The organism is Marinobacterium stanieri (assembly GCF_900155945.1).
Lineage (GTDB): Bacteria > Pseudomonadota > Gammaproteobacteria > Pseudomonadales > Balneatricaceae > Marinobacterium > Marinobacterium stanieri.
In genome coordinates, this window is record NZ_FTMN01000002.1 from 410,511 (window position 1) to 428,343 (window position 17,833).

Consider the following 17,833-nt stretch of genomic DNA (forward strand, 5'->3'; position numbering starts at 1 on the left):
TGACGGTCGTTATCCTTTCAGTAGTCGGTATGAAAACAATCATGAGGAGCAGCCAATGAAGAAGTCCAAGCTCGCCCTCGCCGTAGCCGGGGCAATGACTGCCGGCTTCAGAGCTCCAGTTACAGCCCAGGCTGATGCCGCACTCTACGGCAGCTTGCGGCCAAAGCTGCGCCCTGCCCAGCCTCAATACTGGGATTGGCGCCAAGTATCAAAAGACATGAATCGGAGGAAGCAATGAGCGCAGCACTACAAATCACACACGCCGCACCCGTGGGCCGCTGGGTTCGCGCCTCCCTGCTGCCCAGCACCTGGGGGATCACCACAGAGGCCGCACGCAAGTACCGCGAGCGCGGCATCTGGCTGGAAGGCAAACACTGGCGTAAAGACCCCACAGGGCGCGTTGTCTATAATTCAGCCGAAATCGATCAATGGTTTGAGACAGGACTGTGAGTAAATTACCCAAAGGAGTCGACCAGCTGCCCCGTGGTGTAGAGATCCACGGCAACCAGCTGCGCATATCATTCATGTTCAAGGGCAAGCGCTGTCGAGAGCCCATCGACGGCGTTGCCAAAATCAACAAATCATCCATCGCCTACGCCGAAAACAAGCGCAAGGTCATCCTGACCGAGATAAAAGAAAACCGGTTCGACTACGCCGCCCACTTCCCGGCGTCAGCAAAGGCCGCGCAATTCTCTGGATACGGCGGCCAGGTGATCGGCCGCACCGTATTCCAAGGGGTGGAACAGTGGCTCAAGGTACAGGAGGTACGGAAGGCGGCCAGCACATACCGCAACTACCGGCACAAAGCCCGGCACGTGCTCGACCACTGGGGCAAACGTCGCATCGCCGACATACCCAAATCAGAGATTGAGATGTTCCAGTCCCAGCTGCTGGCCAACGGCCTCGCCCCCAAAACCGTGAACGACATCTTCACCGTTGTCCGAGGCGTCTGGGGGAATGCGTACAACGACGGCGCTATCCAGTCCAATCCACTGGACCGAATCGAAAACATAGAGCGGGACTCAGATCAGAACACCGCCGACCCATTCACCCGGGAAGAACTTGAGCGAATCGCCAGCATCAAAACGAACAGACCGCAGGACGTAAACATGGTCATGTTCGCCTGCTGGAGCGGCCTGTCACTGTCAGAGCTGATTGCGCTGTCATGGGAGGATATCGATACCGAGCAGTGGACCCTGAAAGTCATCCGCGCAAAAGTCGGCCCTCAGTACAAAGTACCGAAAGAACGCTCCCGTGTGCGCACGGTCGAGCTGATAGCGCCAGCCATTCACTGGCTCAAACAACAGATGCGCTACACAAAGCTGCTGGAACCGGTCGACATCACCGTGATCGAGCGTAACAACGTGACCAGCCGAGAAGAATCCGTGCGGTTCGTGTTCCGCAACGGCAAAAACCAGATCCCCTGGCACGACCCGTCAATCAGACGCTGGTACAACGACATCCTGACAAAAGCCAAAGTCAGGCACCGTGGCCCGAACCAATGCCGGCACACATTCGCCAGTCAGGCCCTGTCAGCATACGTGCCCCTGGAATGGGTCGCGCGCCAGCTCGGCCACACCGACAACACAATGATCAAGAAGCACTACGGCAAATGGATACCCAACGACACCAAATCAATGGCAGGCATGGTTTCGCAAATGATGGGGTTTGAAGCGGACTCGGGCGGACTGGAAGGCGGCAATTCTGCCCCAAAAATGTCCCAAGCGTGATTTAAAAGCTGAATGAATCGAGAAGAATCAAGAAGATAGGATGGCGGTGAGGGAGGGATTCGAACCCTCGATACGTTTCCGTATACACACTTTCCAGGCGTGCTCCTTCGGCCACTCGGACACCTCACCGCATTTCAATTGTGTGGCTGGCAGCGCGTTGCTGTTGTCGCCTCATCAATTGAGGTGCGTATTATAGATGCTTGTTTTCAAAGCACAACCCCCTCGTGTGAATTTTTTTTCATTATTCCTGAACGCGACGGGAGCGCCTGGTCAGAGTATGATGCGCACTGTTCTTAAAACCTGAATCTGCAAGGAGTTCGGTAATCGATGTTGATGGCAATTTTGGCCGTTGTGGGAGGGCTGGCTCTGCTGGTCTGGAGTGCTGACCGCTTTATAGATGGGGCCGCAGCAACCGCCCGTTATGCCGGCATGCCACCTTTACTCATCGGCATGGTTATTATCGGCTTCGGCACCTCTGCACCCGAAATGGTGGTGTCGGCTTTTGCGTCTATCCAGGGCAACCCGAACCTGGCGCTGGGTAATGGCTATGGTTCAAATATTGCCAACATAGCCCTGATACTGGGTATTACCGCCCTGCTCAGCCCGATCGCTGTCCATTCGCAGATCCTGCGCAAGGAGCTGCCGGTATTGATGGCCTTCACGCTGCTGGCCGGGTACCAGCTGCTGGATGGTCGCATCACCCGGATGGAAGCCGTAGTCCTGCTGGGTGTTTTCTTCCTGATGATGGGCTGGTCGATCATGCAAGGCATGCGTCAGCGCGGTGATGCACTGGGCAGCGATGTTGAGCATGACATGGAAGGCGAAACACAGATGACATTGCGCCAGGGTATTCTTTGGCTGGTTGTTGGCCTGGTTCTGCTGGTTGTGAGTTCTCGTGTACTGGTCTGGGGTGCCGTCGATATCGCCAGCGCCATGGGCGTCAGCGATCTGGTCATCGGCCTGACCGTGGTGGCAATCGGCACATCGCTGCCTGAACTGGCGTCTTCGATCATCGCCGTGCGCAAGAACGAGCATGACCTGGCACTGGGCAACGTGATCGGCTCCAACATGTTCAACACCCTGGCCGTGGTCGGTATTGCCGGCAGCATCCAGCCCATGAGTGTAAGCCCGGAGGCGCTGTACCGTGACTGGGTGATCATGGCCGCTCTGACCGCGTCCCTGTTTGTTCTGGGCTACGGTTTCCGTGGCCAGGGCCGCATCAACCGCCTTGAAGGCGGACTGCTGCTGTCCGTGTTCATCGGTTATACCGGCTACCTGGTCTATGGTGTACTTAACGCCTGATACGGAGAAAAAGGATGATTCGAACCTTCGCATTGAGCGCGGGCAAACTGCGTGAGCAGGAACTGGCACAGCCGCTGAGCGGTGCTGATCTGCAGGCAGCCAGCTGGCTGGACCTGCAGGAAGCGGACGATAGCGAGCGCAGCCTGGTTGAGCAGCACTTTCCGGAGAGCCTGCCCGATGCCCGTAATGTTGAAGAGATCGAATCCAGTTCGCGCTATTTCGTCGACGGCGACGACCTGCACGTACACTCCCTGTTCCTGTATCAATCCGAGGGCCGCTTTCGCAACGCGACGGTGGCCTTCACACTGCAGCCAGACCGCCTGATCAGTATCCATGATGTAGATCTGCCGGACTTCCGCCTGACCCGTCTTCGGGCTCGTCGTGGCTGGATAGAAGCCGACAGACCGCTGCGCATCATGACGGCCCTGTTCGAGCAGAAAATTGATAACCTGGCAGACCAGCTGGAAGACCTGCACCGGGATCTTGAAGGCGTCAGCATTGAAGTGCTGGAAAAGCGTGAATCAGACCTGGGCGAGCAGCTGGACCGCCTGGCCAAGCTGGAAGACAGCAACGGCCAGATCCGTCTTTGTCTGATGGATACCCAGCGCTCGGTGTCTTTCCTGCTGCGCCATATCCGTCAGCAGAAGCTGGAAGTGAAGATCTGCCGCGAAATGCTGCGTGACCTGGACACCCTGATGGCGCACGCTACCTTCGTGTTCGAGAAGATCAACTTCCTGCTGAACGCGGCTCAGGGCTTCATCAATATCCGCCAGAACCAGATCATCAAGATCTTCTCCATCGCTGCCGTGGTGTTCCTGCCGCCGACGCTGGTGGGCACCGTTTACGGCATGAACTTCCACAGCATGCCGGAGCTGGATTGGATATTCGGCTATCCGATGGCGCTGGGGCTGATGGTGGTATCAGCCATCTCGCCCTACCTCTTTTTCAAACACAAGGGCTGGCTCTGACGGCTCGCGCATCCGCTTCTCGAATTCAGGCACCGGCAGCGGCCGGTCAAAGAAATAACCCTGCGCCTGGTGACAGCCAGCCGCATGCAGGAAGTCGACGTGGGCACGTGTTTCCACCCCTTCTGCCACTGTTTCCAGATTCAGGTGGCGGGCGATATCGATAATGGATGAGGTGATCGCACTGTCATCCTTGTCTTCGGGTATACCCATGATGAAGGTGCGATCGATCTTGAGCTTATCCAGCGCAAAGCGCTTGAGATAGGCCAGGCTGGCATAGCCGGTACCGAAATCATCCAGCGCGATCCGCGTACCCAATGCCCTGAGCTGCTCCAGCAGCAGAGCTGATCCCTGTACATCCGACATCAGCAGGCTTTCGGTGACTTCCAGCACCAACAAGTGCGGTTCCAGACCACTACTGGCCAGCGCCTTACGCACATCATCCACCAGCTCGGGGCGGAACTGAACCGCCGAGACATTCACCGCCACAGACAGAGGCTTGCTGCTCATAGTCTGCCAGCGCTTGGCCTGATGGCAGGCTTCACGCAACACCCAGCCACCAATGGGCACAATCAGGCCCGTTTCTTCAGCCAGAGGGATAAAGCGATCCGGCATCACCAGACCGGAGGCGCTGTTCCAGCGCAGCAGGGCTTCACAGCCGATCACGCTTTGTGTGGCAAAACAGAATTGGGGCTGATAATAGAGCTCGAATTCATTCTGCTGCAGCGCATGGCGCAGGTTGTTCTCCATGGCCAGGCGTTCCGAGACCTGCTGGTTCATCACCGGCGCGAAGAAGCGGCAGGTGTTCCGGCCTTCGCCCTTGGCGTGATAGAGCGCGGTGTCGGCACTTTTCAGCATGCTGTCAAAGTCATCACCGTCATAGGGATAGAGGGCCACACCGATACTGGCCGTTACCACCAGATTGTGATCATGAATATGAACCGGCTCACTGACCAGATGCAGGTACTCCTCCACCCGTTTCTCAAGCTCATGCAGGGATTTCACTTTGGGCAGCAATATGCCGAATTCGTCTCCGCCAAGGCGGCTCAGGGTCTCGTTTTCCTGTGCCTGATCCGTCAGTCGGCGCGCCAGCTGCTTGAGCAGGTTGTCACCGGCACCGTGGCCCAGGGAATCGTTGATATGTTTGAAGCGGTCCAGCCCCACCACCAACAGTGCTACCTGCTCACCGCTGGCCCGGGCCTTGGCCAAGGCCTGAATGGTGCGATCACGTAACAGACGACGGTTGGGCAAATCAGTCAGGGTATCGAAGTCCGACAGGTACTTGAGCTGGTCTTCCGTCGCCTTACGCTCGGACACATCATTGAGCATGGCCACATAGTTCTGAGGCTGACCCTGCTCATCTTCCACCACGGTAATCGACAGCCATTGCGGGTACACCTCGCCGTTGCGACGGCGGTTCCAGACCTCGCCCTCCCAACGCTTTTCGCTACGCAACTGGCTCCACATTTTTTCGAAGAAGAGAGTACTGTGTCGGCCGGAGGAAAATAGCGCAGGCGTTTTGCCTACCACTTCCTCTTCGCTGTAACCAGTAATGCTGCAGAAGGCCGGGTTCACGGCCATGATGTGATTGCTTGCATCCGAAATCATGGCCCCTTCACTGGCAGACTCAAACACCGTTGCAGCCAGCTGCAGTTCACGAGAACGGGTTTCCAATTCATCCTTCTGCTTATCGATCGCACTCTGGTAGCGACGCACCAGGTCTCTCAGCCAATGTGACAGCAGCAACGCCACGGACAGGGCCACCATAAGCGCCACCATCATTACCACCAGCATGTACCTCACATCCTGGGTGGTTTGCTCTTCCAGAGCCTGCTCCTGTCGGGCAATGGCGGCCTGCAAACTGTCCTGAAAACTGGTGGCGACCAATACCCAGTTCCACTCGGGCACCAGCTGCACCAGTGCCTGCTTGGCATGCAAACCGGTATCATCAGATCGATACCAGTCATACTGCATGAAACGCCCCTCAGGCGTTGCACCCTGTAACAGGGTTTGCACTATGTCGCGGTGCTCAGGCGACAGCTCGGATAATGCTAGCCCTTCAGACTCGGGCTGGCTGGGTGAGAGCAACACCCGGCCATCGGTATGCAAGACGGCGATATAGCCATCATCACCAAATGTCAGTGCTTCCAGACGAGCCAGAGCCTCCTGTTTAAGATCATTTTCAACCTGATACAGGTAATCGCCGGTACCGATAATCCAGTCCAGCGGCTCGAAATATTCGACGTAAGCAATCTTTTCCTTCATTTGATCCGGATAATCCGGCGCAAACCAGCGATAACGTGAATATCCCCCGCCTTCCGGCCTGTTCACCGCATCGATCAAACCGCGCATGATGTAGTGGCCGGTATCATCCTGATTATCCATCAGCGACTGACCTTCAATACCCGGACTGGTCGGCAGCAGCACACATTCGCCAGCCAGAGTATCAATGAAGATATAACCACGACCGCCGAAGAAACGCAGATCGCGCATAGCTTCGCGAATCAATACACCGATGCTGTCGAGGTCTGTATTACCACTACGGATCTGCTGGCTGTATATGCTTTGCGCCAGCGTCATGACTTCGCGGGTAACGGTTTGGATACGCTGTTTAAGAACCGTTTCGGTACGTTCGCGGGAAAAGGTGATGTAGCCCAGGATGCTGTCGATTTGCTGACGCAGTTGCTCTCGGCTGGCCAGCTCCATTTCAGAGCGCTGAAGTTCCAGACGGTTTTGACCGGTTTGATAGGCGTTGTTGGTAAAAAAGGCCGTAATCAGCAGTACCAACAGGCACACACTGCCCACCAGGGCACTGGTCTGATAACGGGGGAGCGTTTTGGCATTGATCTTCAGAGGCATCTGATCCGGGGCCCGACTGCTGACTGGGTGTCTCCTGGCAGGCCTCGCTCCCTGAGGCCGAACTGAGAACTATTTTCTTTACTGATGCTTCTTATAACACCCCCCAGTCAAGCGGACAATCAAATTTACCGCTACAGGGGCAAAGCATGGCTATTCTTGATTTGACGCAAGCCAAAATTGGAGTGAACCTGCGCTATCCCCTTAAGAGTAAAGATCTTTTCGTTGAGGAAGCGGTCATAGGAACCCATGTCGGGTACCACCACACGCAGGACAAAATCTGCATTCCCGGTCACCGCATAGCACTGCAGCACCTCGGGATAGTTCAGCACCTCCTGCTCGAACTCTTCGGTGCTGTCGATGTTATGGCGCTGCAGGGATACCAGCACAAAGACACTCAACCCCTGGCCCAGGGTTTCCGGATCCAGCAGCGCTGCGTAACCGGCAATGGCCCCCTTCTCCTCAAGCGCCCTTACCCGACGCCAGCACGCGGCCGGTGACAGCCCTACCTGTTCGGCGAGCTGCTGGTTGCTGATACGGCCATCCTGTTGCAGCACCTGCAGAATCTTGCGATCAAAATTATCCAAGGAAACCTGTTTCATTTAGTAACACCCGAGAATTTTCGAATATTCTTTCTTATTTTCATGTGAATTGAAATATTCATCGGAAATTAACCTGATTCACGCCCCAAATAGCAAACACCTTTACGCCGCTTCTCCCTACAATTTCTCACCATAAATGCACGGTTTTCTGCACAGCCATCGGCAGCCAACCGGCGATAACGACAAGATCCAACAAGAGGAGTCCGGGTATGACTGTCAATGCCAATACCCCCGCACTCGACGACTATCGTCTCGAGGATCGTTACCTGCGCGATACGGGTCGCGTATTTCTGACCGGCACCCAGGCGCTGGTCCGCATCCCGCTCATGCAGGCACGCCTCGACCAGCAGAACGGTCTTAATACTGCTGGCATGATCAGCGGCTACCGTGGTTCCCCGCTGGGTGCTTACGACCAGGCCCTGTGGCAGGCGAAGAAACTGCTGGATGACAGCAAAGTCGACTTCGTTCCGGCCGTCAACGAAGACCTGGCCGCCACCATCATTCTGGGCAGCCAGCAGGTTGAGACCGACGATGACAAGCAGGTCGAAGGTGTCTTCGGTCTCTGGTACGGCAAGGGCCCGGGTGTCGATCGTGCCGGCGATGCGCTCAAGCACGGCACCACCTATGGCAGCTCACCGCACGGCGGTGTACTGGTTGTGGCCGGTGACGACCACGGCTGCGTCTCCTCTTCCATGCCGCACCAGTCAGATGTGGCTTTCATGTCCTGGTTCATGCCGACCATCAACCCGGCCAACCTGTCCGAGTATATGGACTTTGGTCTCTGGGGTTATGCCCTGTCCCGCTTCAGCGGCTGCTGGGTCGGCTTCAAGGCGATTTCCGAAACTGTCGAAAGTGCCGCTTCCGTTGAGCTGAAGCCGCTGCCGACGTTCGTGACACCCACCGATTTCACCCCGCCGGCTGACGGTCTGCACTACCGTTGGCCGGATCTGCCTGGCCCACAGCTGGAAACCCGTATCGAGCACAAACTCGCTGCGGTGCAGGCCTTTGCCCGTGCCAACCCTATCGACCGACGCATCTTTGACAATAAAGAAGCCCGTTTCGGTATCGTCAGCACCGGCAAGGGACATCTGGACCTTCTGGAAGCCCTGCAGCTGCTGGGCATTGATGAAGCCCGTGCTCAGGAACTGGGCATCGACATCTATAAAGTCGGCATGGTCTGGCCGCTGGAGCGCCAGGGCATCATGGACTTTGTCCGCGGCAAGGATGAGATCCTCGTTATCGAAGAGAAGCGTGGCATCATCGAGAGCCAGATCAAGGAGTACATGTCTGAACCGGATCGCCCTGGCGAAGTGCTGATTACCGGTAAACAGGACCAGAACGGCGACCCGCTGATTCCGTATGTTGGCGAGCTGAGCCCGAAACTGCTGGCCGGCTACCTGGCCGCCCGTCTGGACCGCTTCTTCGGGGTGAAATTTACTGATCAAATGGATGCAGTGAACTGCAGCCTGGGCATTACCGACCCGGGCGGCGTTCGCCGCATGCCGTACTTCTGTTCCGGCTGCCCGCACAACTCATCCACCAAGGTACCCAAGGGCAGCAAGGCGCTGGCCGGTATCGGCTGTCACTTCATGGCATCCTGGATGGGCCGTGACACTGAATCCCTGATTCAGATGGGCGGTGAAGGTGTTAACTGGATCGGCAAAAGCCGCTACACGGGCAACCCGCACGTATTCCAGAATCTGGGGGAAGGCACCTACTTCCACTCCGGTTACATGGCGATCCGTCAGGCCGTGGCTGCCGGTATCAACATCACCTACAAGATCCTGTTCAACGATGCGGTTGCCATGACCGGCGGCCAGCCGGTGGACGGTGTGATCACGGTGGATGCCATCGCCAAGCAGGTCTCTGCTGAAGGCGTGAAACGCGTGGTTGTTTTGAGTGACGAGCCCGAGAAATACAAGGGCAAAGAATCTCTGTTCCCGGCCGGCGTTACTTTCCACGACCGTTCCGAGCTGGACAATGTTCAGCGCGAGCTGCGTGACATCGAAGGCTGTACCGTACTGATCTACGACCAGACCTGCGCTGCCGAAAAACGTCGTCGCCGCAAGCGCGGCCAGTTCCCGGATCCGGCCAAGCGTGCGTTTATCAACCACCACGTATGTGAAGGCTGTGGCGACTGTTCGACTCAGTCCAACTGCCTGTCCGTGGTTCCGCGTGACACGGCTCTGGGCCGCAAGCGCAAGATCGACCAGTCCTCCTGTAACAAGGACTTCTCCTGCGTCAACGGCTTCTGCCCGAGCTTCGTCACTATCGAAGGCGGTCAGCTGCGCAAGTCCAAGGGTCTCGACCTGGGCGCCGAGCTGGAAAAACGCCTGAGCGGCACGCCGATGCCGACAATTCCGGCACTGAACGACAGCTACGACCTGCTGGTCGGCGGCGTCGGTGGTACCGGTGTTGTTACCGTGGGCCAGCTGATCACCATGGCGGCTCACCTGGAATCCAAGGGCGCATCCGTACTGGACTTCATGGGCTTCGCCCAGAAAGGCGGTACCGTATTGAGCTACGTGCGTCTGGCCAACTCCCCGGCCAACCTGCACCAGGTTCGCATTGAGAACGGCCAGGCCGACGCCATGGTCGCCTGTGACATGGTTGTTGCCACCTCACAGAAAGCGCTGAACGTACTGCGCCCGAACCACTCGCGCATCGTCGCCAACGAAGCGGAACTGGCAACGGCTGACTACGTCATGTTCCGCGATGCCGACATGCAGGCCGAAAAGCGCCTGAAGCTGCTGAAAGATGCCGTGGGCGAGAGCCATTTCGACCAGCTGGACGCCAACCTGGTGGCCGAGAAACTGCTGGGCGATACCGTGTTCTCCAACGTCATGATGCTGGGCTTCGCCTGGCAGAGTGGCCTGGTGCCAGTATCCATGGAAGCCCTGATGCGCGCCATCGAGCTGAACGGCGTTGCCATCGATCGCAACAAGCAGGCCTTCGGTTGGGGCCGCCTGGCTGCTACCGACCGTGACTACGTCATGTCCCTGCTGAGCCCAGAAGCACGTGAAAAACCGATCACTCCGGAAAAAGAAACTCTGGAGCAGCTGGTCGAGCGCCGCATGAAGCACCTGACCGAGTATCAGGATGCGGCCTGGGCCAACGAATACAAACAGCTGGTCGAACAGACCCGCACTGCCGAACTGTCTTTGGGCAAGGACGATCTCAGCCTGACGCGCACCGTCGCACAGCAGCTGTTCCGTCTGATGTCCTATAAAGATGAGTATGAGGTGGCGCGTCTGTTCACCCAAACCGACTTCCTGAAAGAGGTCGAGCAGACCTTCGAAGGTGACTACCGCATCAACTTCAACCTGGCACCGCCAGTTCTTGGCGGAAAGAAGGATGCAAAAGGTCGCCCGATGAAGCGTCAGTTCGGCCCCTGGATGTTGAAGGCCTTGAAAGTTCTGGCACCTTTGAAGGGGCTCCGAAACTCTCCGTTCGACCCCTTCCGTTTTTCCGCCGATCGCAAGCTGGATCGTGCTCTGCTGGCGGAATACCGTGAGTTGCTGAACCGACTGGCCAAAGAACTGAACGCCAACAACTATGAGTTCGCACTGGAACTGGCAGAACTGCCGTCCGATATCCGCGGCTACGGCCCGGTACGCGAACAGGCGGCTGAAGCCGCAGCCGAGAAGCGCAAGCACCTGGTCAAGGCATTCGAGACCGGTCAGGCCACGCTGATTATGGTCGCCCAGGCTGAGGAGAAGGCTCATGTTTGAACAACTGAAAACCCTGCCCCAGGATCCGATCCTGGGCCTGATGAAAACCTTTCGTGAAGACACTCGCAGCAACAAGGTTGACCTGGGTGTGGGTGTTTACCGTGACGAAGCGGGCAACACCCCCATCATGGCAGCGGTCCAGCAGGCGCAGCAGCGCTTGCTGGAGACCGAAACCACCAAGGCCTACATCGGCCCGGCCGGTGCTGAAGGCTTTAACCAGCTGATCGGCCAGCTCCTGCTGGGCGGTAACCACCCGGCATTGAAAGATGGCCGCGTAAACGTGGTCCAGACGCCGGGTGGCTGTGGCGCCCTGCGCATGGCCGCCGAGTTCCTGAAACTCTGCAAGCCCGACACCACCGTATGGGTGAGCACGCCAACCTGGGCCAACCACATTCCGCTGCTGGGCGGTGCGAACCTCAACATTCGCGAATACCCCTACCTGGACAAGGCCACCCTGAGTGTTGAGTTCGACGCCATGATGGCCTGTCTGGAGCAGGCAGAAGCCGGTGATGTGGTACTCCTGCACGGCTGCTGTCATAATCCGTCCGGCGCAGATCTGGACGCCGATCAGTGGGCCGCTATCACGGACCTGGTCGAGCGCAAGGGACTGCTGCCGTTTATCGATATTGCCTATCAGGGTCTGGGTGAAAACCTGGATCAGGATGCGCAGGGTGTTCGCCTGATGGCGGAGCGTCTGCCGGAAGTGATTGTCGCTTCCTCCTGCTCCAAGAACTTTGGCCTGTACCGGGAACGTACCGGTGCCCTGATGCTGATTTCGGCCAACGCCCAACAGGGCCAGGCCGCCACCAGCCAGCTGTTGAGTGCGATCCGGTCGCACTATTCCATGCCTCCCTCGCATGGGGCAGCGGTGGTCGAGATGATCCTCGACACACCTGAGCTGATGCAGGCGTGGCAGAGCGAACTCGAAGCGATGTGTGTGCGCATCCTCGATTTGCGTGCCGCCCTCAGCCAGGCACTGGCCCCGGCCGGTGACTTCAGCTTTATCGAACGGCAGCGCGGGATGTTCTCTTTCCTGGGTATTACCCCGCAACAGGTTCAGATTCTGCGCGAAGAGTTTGGCATCTACATGCTGGACTCCAGTCGGATCAACATCGCCGGTCTGTCCGCAGACACCTTGCCACTGGTCAGTGAGGCCATGCGTGAGGTGCTTGGACGCACTGAATAAGCTGAGTAGCCAGAACACGGCCTCTGCCGCCTCCGGGTGACAGGGGCCTTTCAGTACAGTGCCGGCACTGTCCGATAACAATAACGATACCGGAGAACTCTTAAAATGAGTCAGACCACAACAAAAGCACACCAGCAGGCTGGAAACCTCTGGTCTTCACGCATGGCCTTTATTCTCGCGGCAGTGGGTTCTGCCGTAGGCCTGGGCAACATCTGGAAGTTTCCATATATCACCGGTGAAAACGGCGGCGGCGCATTCGTGCTCGTCTACCTCGCCTGTATCGCCATTGTGGGTATTCCCGTTCTGATCGCCGAGGTCATGATCGGCCGTCGCGGAGGCCAGAGCCCCGTGGCCAGCATGCACTCCCTGACCCAAACCGAAGGCACCCGCAAGGGCTGGCGCCTGATCGGCTGGAACGGCATGATCGCCTCCTTCCTGGTTCTTTCCTTCTATTCCGTCATTGGCGGCTGGGCCCTTTCCTACGTGGGCAAGGCGGCTTCCGGCATGTTCATCGGTGCTGATGCCGATGCCATCGGTGGTGCCTTTGGCGGCATGCTGGCCAGCACCGGCGACCTTCTGCTGTGGCACAGTGTGTTCATGGCGATCGTTATTCTGATCGTCGGCCGTGGTATCCGCTCCGGCATGGAGAAAGCGATCAACACCCTGATGCCGCTTCTGTTCGTGCTGCTGTTCATCATGGTCGGTTACGCCATGACCACCGGTCACTTCGGTGAAGCCGTCAGCTTCATGTTCTCGCCTGACTTCAGCAAGCTCACCACAGAAGGTGTACTGACCGCTCTGGGCCACGCGGCCTTCACACTGAGTATCGGTATCGGCGTAATGATGGCGTACGGTTCCTACCTGCCGCAGAAGGTCAACATCGCACGCACCGCCATGTCCATCGCACTGATGGATACCGGTGTCGCCCTGCTGGCAGGCCTGGCTATCTTCCCACTGGTATTCGCCAACGGTCTGGAGCCGGGCGCGGGTCCTGGTCTGATCTTTGTCACCCTGCCGCTGGCTTTCGGCCAGATGACCGGTGGTCTGATCTTCGGCACCCTGTTCTTCGCGCTGCTGCTGGTCGCCGCCATCACCTCTGCCATCTCCATGCTGGAGCCGGTGGTTGAATGGCTGGAAGAACACAAGGGCATCAGCCGCGCCAAGAGCGCATTGGTCGGCGGTCTGGCCATCTGGCTGGTCGGTATCGGCACCGTGCTGTCGTTCAACGCCTGGGCTGACTTTCACCCGCTGGGCGGCATTGCCTTCTTTGAAGGTAAAACCGTGTTCGACCTGCTCGACTTCCTGGTATCCAACCTGATGATGCCGCTGGGCGGTCTGGCGATCGCACTGTTCGCCGGCTGGGCCATGAAGCGTCAGGGCCTGGACGACGAGATCGGTCTCAAAGGCGGTATGTACAGCGCCTTCATGTTTGTACTGCGCTACCTGACTCCGGCGGGCATCGCCGTAGTCTTCCTGTACAACCTGCTGTAATACCTGCGCCGGGCGGCGCCTCGTCGCCCGGCCGCTCCCCTCACCCAGCACCCGCCCCTCTCCTTTGCACCCTTGGCTGTAAATCTGCTTGAATGCAGATAACGGCTCGTCCATTATTGGCGCCGCCAACGGGACCTGCCACTGATCTCTGCTGACCTGTCCCGACGCCCCGCTGATACTGCCGATTATTCTGATCAGGTTTACGACCTGAGTGTGCCGGAGTCCAAGCATGGCCACGGATACAAGTTGCCAGACCGAGCATGTGGGATTTTTCCTGATCCCCGAATTTTCCATGATCTCCTTCGCAGCGGTGGTCGACCCCTTGCGCATGGCCAACCGCCTCAGCGGCAAACCGCTGTACCGCTGGCACTTTTATGGCCTGCACGATGAGCCCGTCACCTGCAGTAACGGCATTCCCATCAGCCCCAGTCGTTCAATGAACGATGTCAGCGACCTGAACCGCCTGTTCGTGGTGGCCGGCATCAATGCCCACCTGGTCGATGAGAAGCCGGTGTTCAAATGGCTGCGCCAGCTGTCACGCAATAAAGTCGCACTGGGCGGCACCTCAACCGGCAGCCTGCTGTTGGCACGGGCCGGTTTGCTCAAGGGCCATACCTGCACGATTCACTGGGAAAACCGTGAAAGCATGCAGGAAGAGTTTCCGGGGCTAAACGTATCCGGTGAGCTGTACGAAATTGATGGCCGTATCTCGACCTGTTCCGGCGGCTTGGCCGGGCTGGACATGATTCTGCAGATCATCGCCCTGCAGCACGGTGAAGCCCTGGCCAACGATGTGGCCGAGCAGTGCATTCATCCGCATATTCGCCCGGCTCACGACAAGCAGCGCATGAAGTTCCAGCTGCGCTATCACGCCAACCACCCCCGGCTGGTACAGGCACTGGAATTGATGCGGGAAAACCTCGAAGAGGTGCTCACCTGTGAGGAGATCGGTCAGCTGGTGGGTATTTCCACCCGGCAGCTGGAGCGGCTGTTTCACCAAAACCTGTCCATGTCGCCGGCGCAATACTATATGGAACTGCGTCTGGAACGGGCCCGCCACCTGCTTCAGCAAAGTAGTCTAACCATCCTGCAGATCGCCACCGCCTGCGGCTTCAGCTCAACGTCCTACTTCTCGCGCTGCTACCGGAAGAAGTATCAACGCTCGCCCCGGGAAGAACGGGCACGGCCCTGAGCCAGGCGCAGCTTGTCTACACTGCAAACAGGCAGGCGTGTAAACGGAAGCCCCCAGCAAGTCGCAATTGAACCCTCGAATGTCGGATATGTATCCTTTCGCCGCCCGCGTCTGGATTATTGTGGCTGCATGCTAACGGCCAGCTGGCTGAGCAACGATAACAATAATGACTATAAGCAAGAGGAAAGACGTTGGAAATTCTCGACTTTCTTACCGGTAACCTCGATCTGATTCTAAAGCTGACGATCGAGCACATCTCGCTGGTGGCCGTCGCCGTGGGCCTCGCTACCATCACGGGTGTGCCCATCGGTATCGCCATTACGCAAAATGAGCGTGTCGCACGTGTGGTGCTTTACCTCGCCTCTATCATTATCACCATTCCCTCCATCGCCCTGTTCGGCATCATGATTCCGCTGCTGTCCACTATTGGCCACGGCATCGGCTATTTGCCGGCGGTGATTGCGGTACTGCTCTACTCCCAGTTGCCGATCATCCGCAACACCTATACCGCCATCAATAACGTCAACCCGGCGCTGCGCGAAGCGGCACGTGGTATCGGCATGAACCCTGTGCAACGCCTGCGCATGGTGGAAATACCGCTGGCCATTCCGGTGATCATGGCAGGTGTACGCACCGCTGTGGTGATGAACATTGGCGTGATGGCCATCGCCGCCTACATCGGTGCTGGTGGACTGGGTGTACTGATCAGCCGAGGCATTACCCAGAGTGATCCGCGCCAGCTGGTAGCCGGTGCCATCGCCGTCAGCATCCTGGCCGTGATTGCAGACTACGCCCTGCTCTGGATTCAAAAACGCCTGACGCCCAAGGGTATTTCAGCCTAACTCTCTTCAGCGCCGCTTAACGGGACAAGACAATGATAAGAATCGACAATCTGACCAAAATCTTCGAAACACCCAATGGCCCGGTGACTGCTGCCGACCATATCAATATGGAAGTGCCCGAGGGTGAGATCTGTGTGCTGCTGGGACCGTCCGGCTGTGGCAAAACCACCACGCTGAAGATGATCAACCGGATCATTCCCTCCACCTCCGGCAAAATTTTCATCAACGGCGAAGACACCACCGGCATGAACACGGTGGAGCTGCGTCGCAACATCGGCTATGTAATTCAGCAGATCGGTCTGTTCCCCAACATGACCATCGAAGAAAACATCGCCATCGTACCCAAACTGCTGGGCTGGGACGCCAACCGCTACAAGGCTAGAGCCAAGGAGCTGCTTGAGCTGGTCGCGCTGGATCCGTCCATCTTCCTCAAACGCTATCCGCGCGAGCTGTCCGGTGGCCAGCAGCAGCGCATAGGTGTCGCCCGTGCGCTGGCAGCCGATCCGCCCGTGATGCTGATGGATGAGCCCTTTGGCGCCATCGACCCGATCAACCGCGAAGTGATCCAGGATGAGTTCCTGAAAATGCAGCAGGAGCTGCGCAAGACCATCATGTTTGTCAGCCATGACATTGATGAAGCAGTGAAGATGGCCGATCGCATCGCCATTTTCCGCGGTGGCCGTCTGGTTCAGTACGATACGCCGGACGATCTGCTGGCCCACCCGGTCGATGACTTTGTCGAGAGCTTTGTCGGTGATGACCGCGCTCTGAAACGTCTGCGCCTGGTCCAGGTCAGCCAGGTGATGGAACCGGTTACCACGGTCAGCCCCGGTGACAGCCTCAAGGTTGCCCTGGAGCGTATCGAGCAGCAGGGCTACAGCCACGCCATCCTGATGGTCAACGAGCGCAACCAGCCGATCGGCTATGTATCGCGCAGTGTGGCACAGACCACCAACGGCCTCTGCGGTGAGCACTACTTCGGCCTCAAGGCGGATACCCGGCCCGAAGATGATCTGCGCAAGGTCGCCTCATTGATGTTCAACCATGACACCACCTGGCTGCCCTGTACCGATGAGCACGGCGTACTGGTTGGACAGGTCACCCAGCGGGGTATTACCCACTATCTGGGTGCTACCTACCACCGTGATGCACCGGTCAGCCTGGCGCAGACACTGCAGCAGATCAGCGCCTGAGGGGGATGTCATGAAAAAACCCGCATTCACCCGCTTTGCCTACGGCCTGGCACTGGTGCTGATGTTTGCACTGGGTTCGCTGGCCGAGCAGGCCGGCATTCTGGAAGAGCTGTTCAGCTACCGTGAGGATGTAGTTTATCTGGTCGGCCAGCACATTGAGCTGGTACTGATTTCAGGCAGCCTCGCAATCCTCATCGGCGTGCCTCTGGGCACAGTGTTGAGCCGGCCTCGCTTTGCCAAAATGGCGGAAACGGCCATGCAGACGCTGAATATCGGTACCACCATACCGACGTTGGCGATTCTGGCGCTGTCCATGAGCCTGCTCGGTATCGGCATGCTGCCAGCCGTGTTCGGTCTCTGCATCGCCTCTCTGCTGCCGATTGTCCGCAACACCTACACCGGTTTGCTGGAAGTGCCGGACCATTTGAAAGAAGCCGCATCCGGTATCGGCATGACCCCCATGCAGATGCTGATCCGCGTCGAGCTGCCTAACGCCCTGTTCGTCATCTTTGCCGGTATCCGTACCGCACTGGCGATCAACGTAGGCACTGTGCCCCTGGCCTTTCTGATTGGCGGCGGCGGCCTGGGCGAGCTGATTTTTACTGGTATCGATCTTGATGAACCCTTCATGATGCTGGCGGGGGCGATTCCGACTGCAATTCTCGCAATTCTGGTCGACATCGCTATCGCTATCCTGGCTTTCATGATTGTGCCCAAAGGCGTTAACCCCCTGCGTGCCTGAT

General features: G+C 57.9%; 13 protein-coding genes and 1 tRNA gene. 11 read left to right on the plus strand and 3 right to left on the minus strand.

Annotated features, from left to right (window positions below):
* Positions 1-234 precede the first annotated feature (234 nt).
* The gene (gene xisR / locus BW956_RS06995) at positions 235-450 is read left to right on the plus strand and encodes an excisionase family protein (RefSeq protein WP_076461912.1); all 216 of its coding nucleotides are present in this window, start codon (positions 235-237) and stop codon (positions 448-450) included.
* Complete coding sequence (locus BW956_RS07000; RefSeq protein ID WP_076461914.1) at positions 447-1,730, plus strand: Arm DNA-binding domain-containing protein; 1,284 nt, start codon at positions 447-449, stop codon at positions 1,728-1,730. Before xisR ends, BW956_RS07000 begins: the two co-directional genes overlap by 4 nt.
* A 41-nt stretch (positions 1,731-1,771) precedes the next feature.
* Here the strand turns inward: BW956_RS07000 and BW956_RS07005 are convergent.
* Positions 1,772-1,859 (minus strand) — tRNA-Ser (locus BW956_RS07005).
* Between the two features lie 198 nt (positions 1,860-2,057).
* Here BW956_RS07005 and BW956_RS07010 point away from each other — a divergent pair.
* Both BW956_RS07010 and corA read left to right on the plus strand, forming a co-directional pair.
* Positions 2,058-3,032 carry a calcium/sodium antiporter gene (locus BW956_RS07010; RefSeq protein WP_076461916.1) on the plus strand — a complete coding sequence of 325 codons (975 nt, stop codon included), beginning with the start codon at positions 2,058-2,060 and terminating at the stop codon, positions 3,030-3,032.
* 14 nt (positions 3,033-3,046) lie between these two features.
* Positions 3,047-4,000, plus strand: a complete 954-nt coding sequence (gene corA, locus BW956_RS07015; RefSeq protein WP_076461917.1) for a magnesium/cobalt transporter CorA — start codon at positions 3,047-3,049, stop codon at positions 3,998-4,000.
* On the opposite strand, the gene BW956_RS07020 is transcribed toward corA, so the two are convergent.
* Both BW956_RS07020 and BW956_RS07025 read right to left on the minus strand, forming a co-directional pair.
* Entirely contained in the window at positions 3,953-6,856 is a 2,904-nt protein-coding gene (locus BW956_RS07020; RefSeq protein WP_076461919.1) for a bifunctional diguanylate cyclase/phosphodiesterase, read from the minus strand. The two genes, corA and BW956_RS07020, sit on opposite strands and share 48 nt — an antisense overlap.
* Positions 6,857-6,987: 131 nt before the next feature.
* Positions 6,988-7,455 (minus strand): Lrp/AsnC family transcriptional regulator, encoded by a 468-nt coding sequence (locus BW956_RS07025; RefSeq protein WP_010323715.1) that lies wholly within the window; start codon positions 7,453-7,455, stop codon positions 6,988-6,990.
* Between the two features lie 209 nt (positions 7,456-7,664).
* Here BW956_RS07025 and BW956_RS07030 point away from each other — a divergent pair, with 209 nt between their 5' ends.
* From BW956_RS07030 to BW956_RS07060, 7 genes are all read left to right on the plus strand, one after another.
* Positions 7,665-11,186, plus strand: a complete 3,522-nt coding sequence (locus BW956_RS07030; protein WP_076461921.1) for an indolepyruvate ferredoxin oxidoreductase family protein — start codon at positions 7,665-7,667, stop codon at positions 11,184-11,186.
* Positions 11,179-12,372 carry an amino acid aminotransferase gene (locus tag BW956_RS07035; RefSeq protein ID WP_076461923.1) on the plus strand — a complete coding sequence of 398 codons (1,194 nt, stop codon included), beginning with the start codon at positions 11,179-11,181 and terminating at the stop codon, positions 12,370-12,372. Before BW956_RS07030 ends, BW956_RS07035 begins: the two co-directional genes overlap by 8 nt.
* Before the next feature lie 105 nt (positions 12,373-12,477).
* Entirely contained in the window at positions 12,478-13,863 is a 1,386-nt protein-coding gene (locus tag BW956_RS07040; protein ID WP_076461925.1) for a sodium-dependent transporter, read from the plus strand.
* Between the two features lie 229 nt (positions 13,864-14,092).
* Positions 14,093-15,055, plus strand: coding sequence for a GlxA family transcriptional regulator (locus BW956_RS07045; RefSeq protein WP_076461927.1), 963 nt, complete (start codon positions 14,093-14,095; stop codon positions 15,053-15,055).
* Between the two features lie 191 nt (positions 15,056-15,246).
* The gene (locus tag BW956_RS07050; protein WP_010323720.1) at positions 15,247-15,897 is read left to right on the plus strand and encodes an ABC transporter permease; all 651 of its coding nucleotides are present in this window, start codon (positions 15,247-15,249) and stop codon (positions 15,895-15,897) included.
* Between the two features lie 32 nt (positions 15,898-15,929).
* On the plus strand, positions 15,930-17,090 hold the full coding sequence (locus tag BW956_RS07055) for an ABC transporter ATP-binding protein (protein WP_010323721.1): 1,161 nt from the start codon (positions 15,930-15,932) through the stop codon (positions 17,088-17,090).
* A gap of 10 nt (positions 17,091-17,100) precedes the next feature.
* Positions 17,101-17,832, plus strand: coding sequence for an ABC transporter permease (locus BW956_RS07060; protein WP_076461929.1), 732 nt, complete (start codon positions 17,101-17,103; stop codon positions 17,830-17,832).
* The last annotated feature ends 1 nt before the right edge of the window (position 17,833 follow it).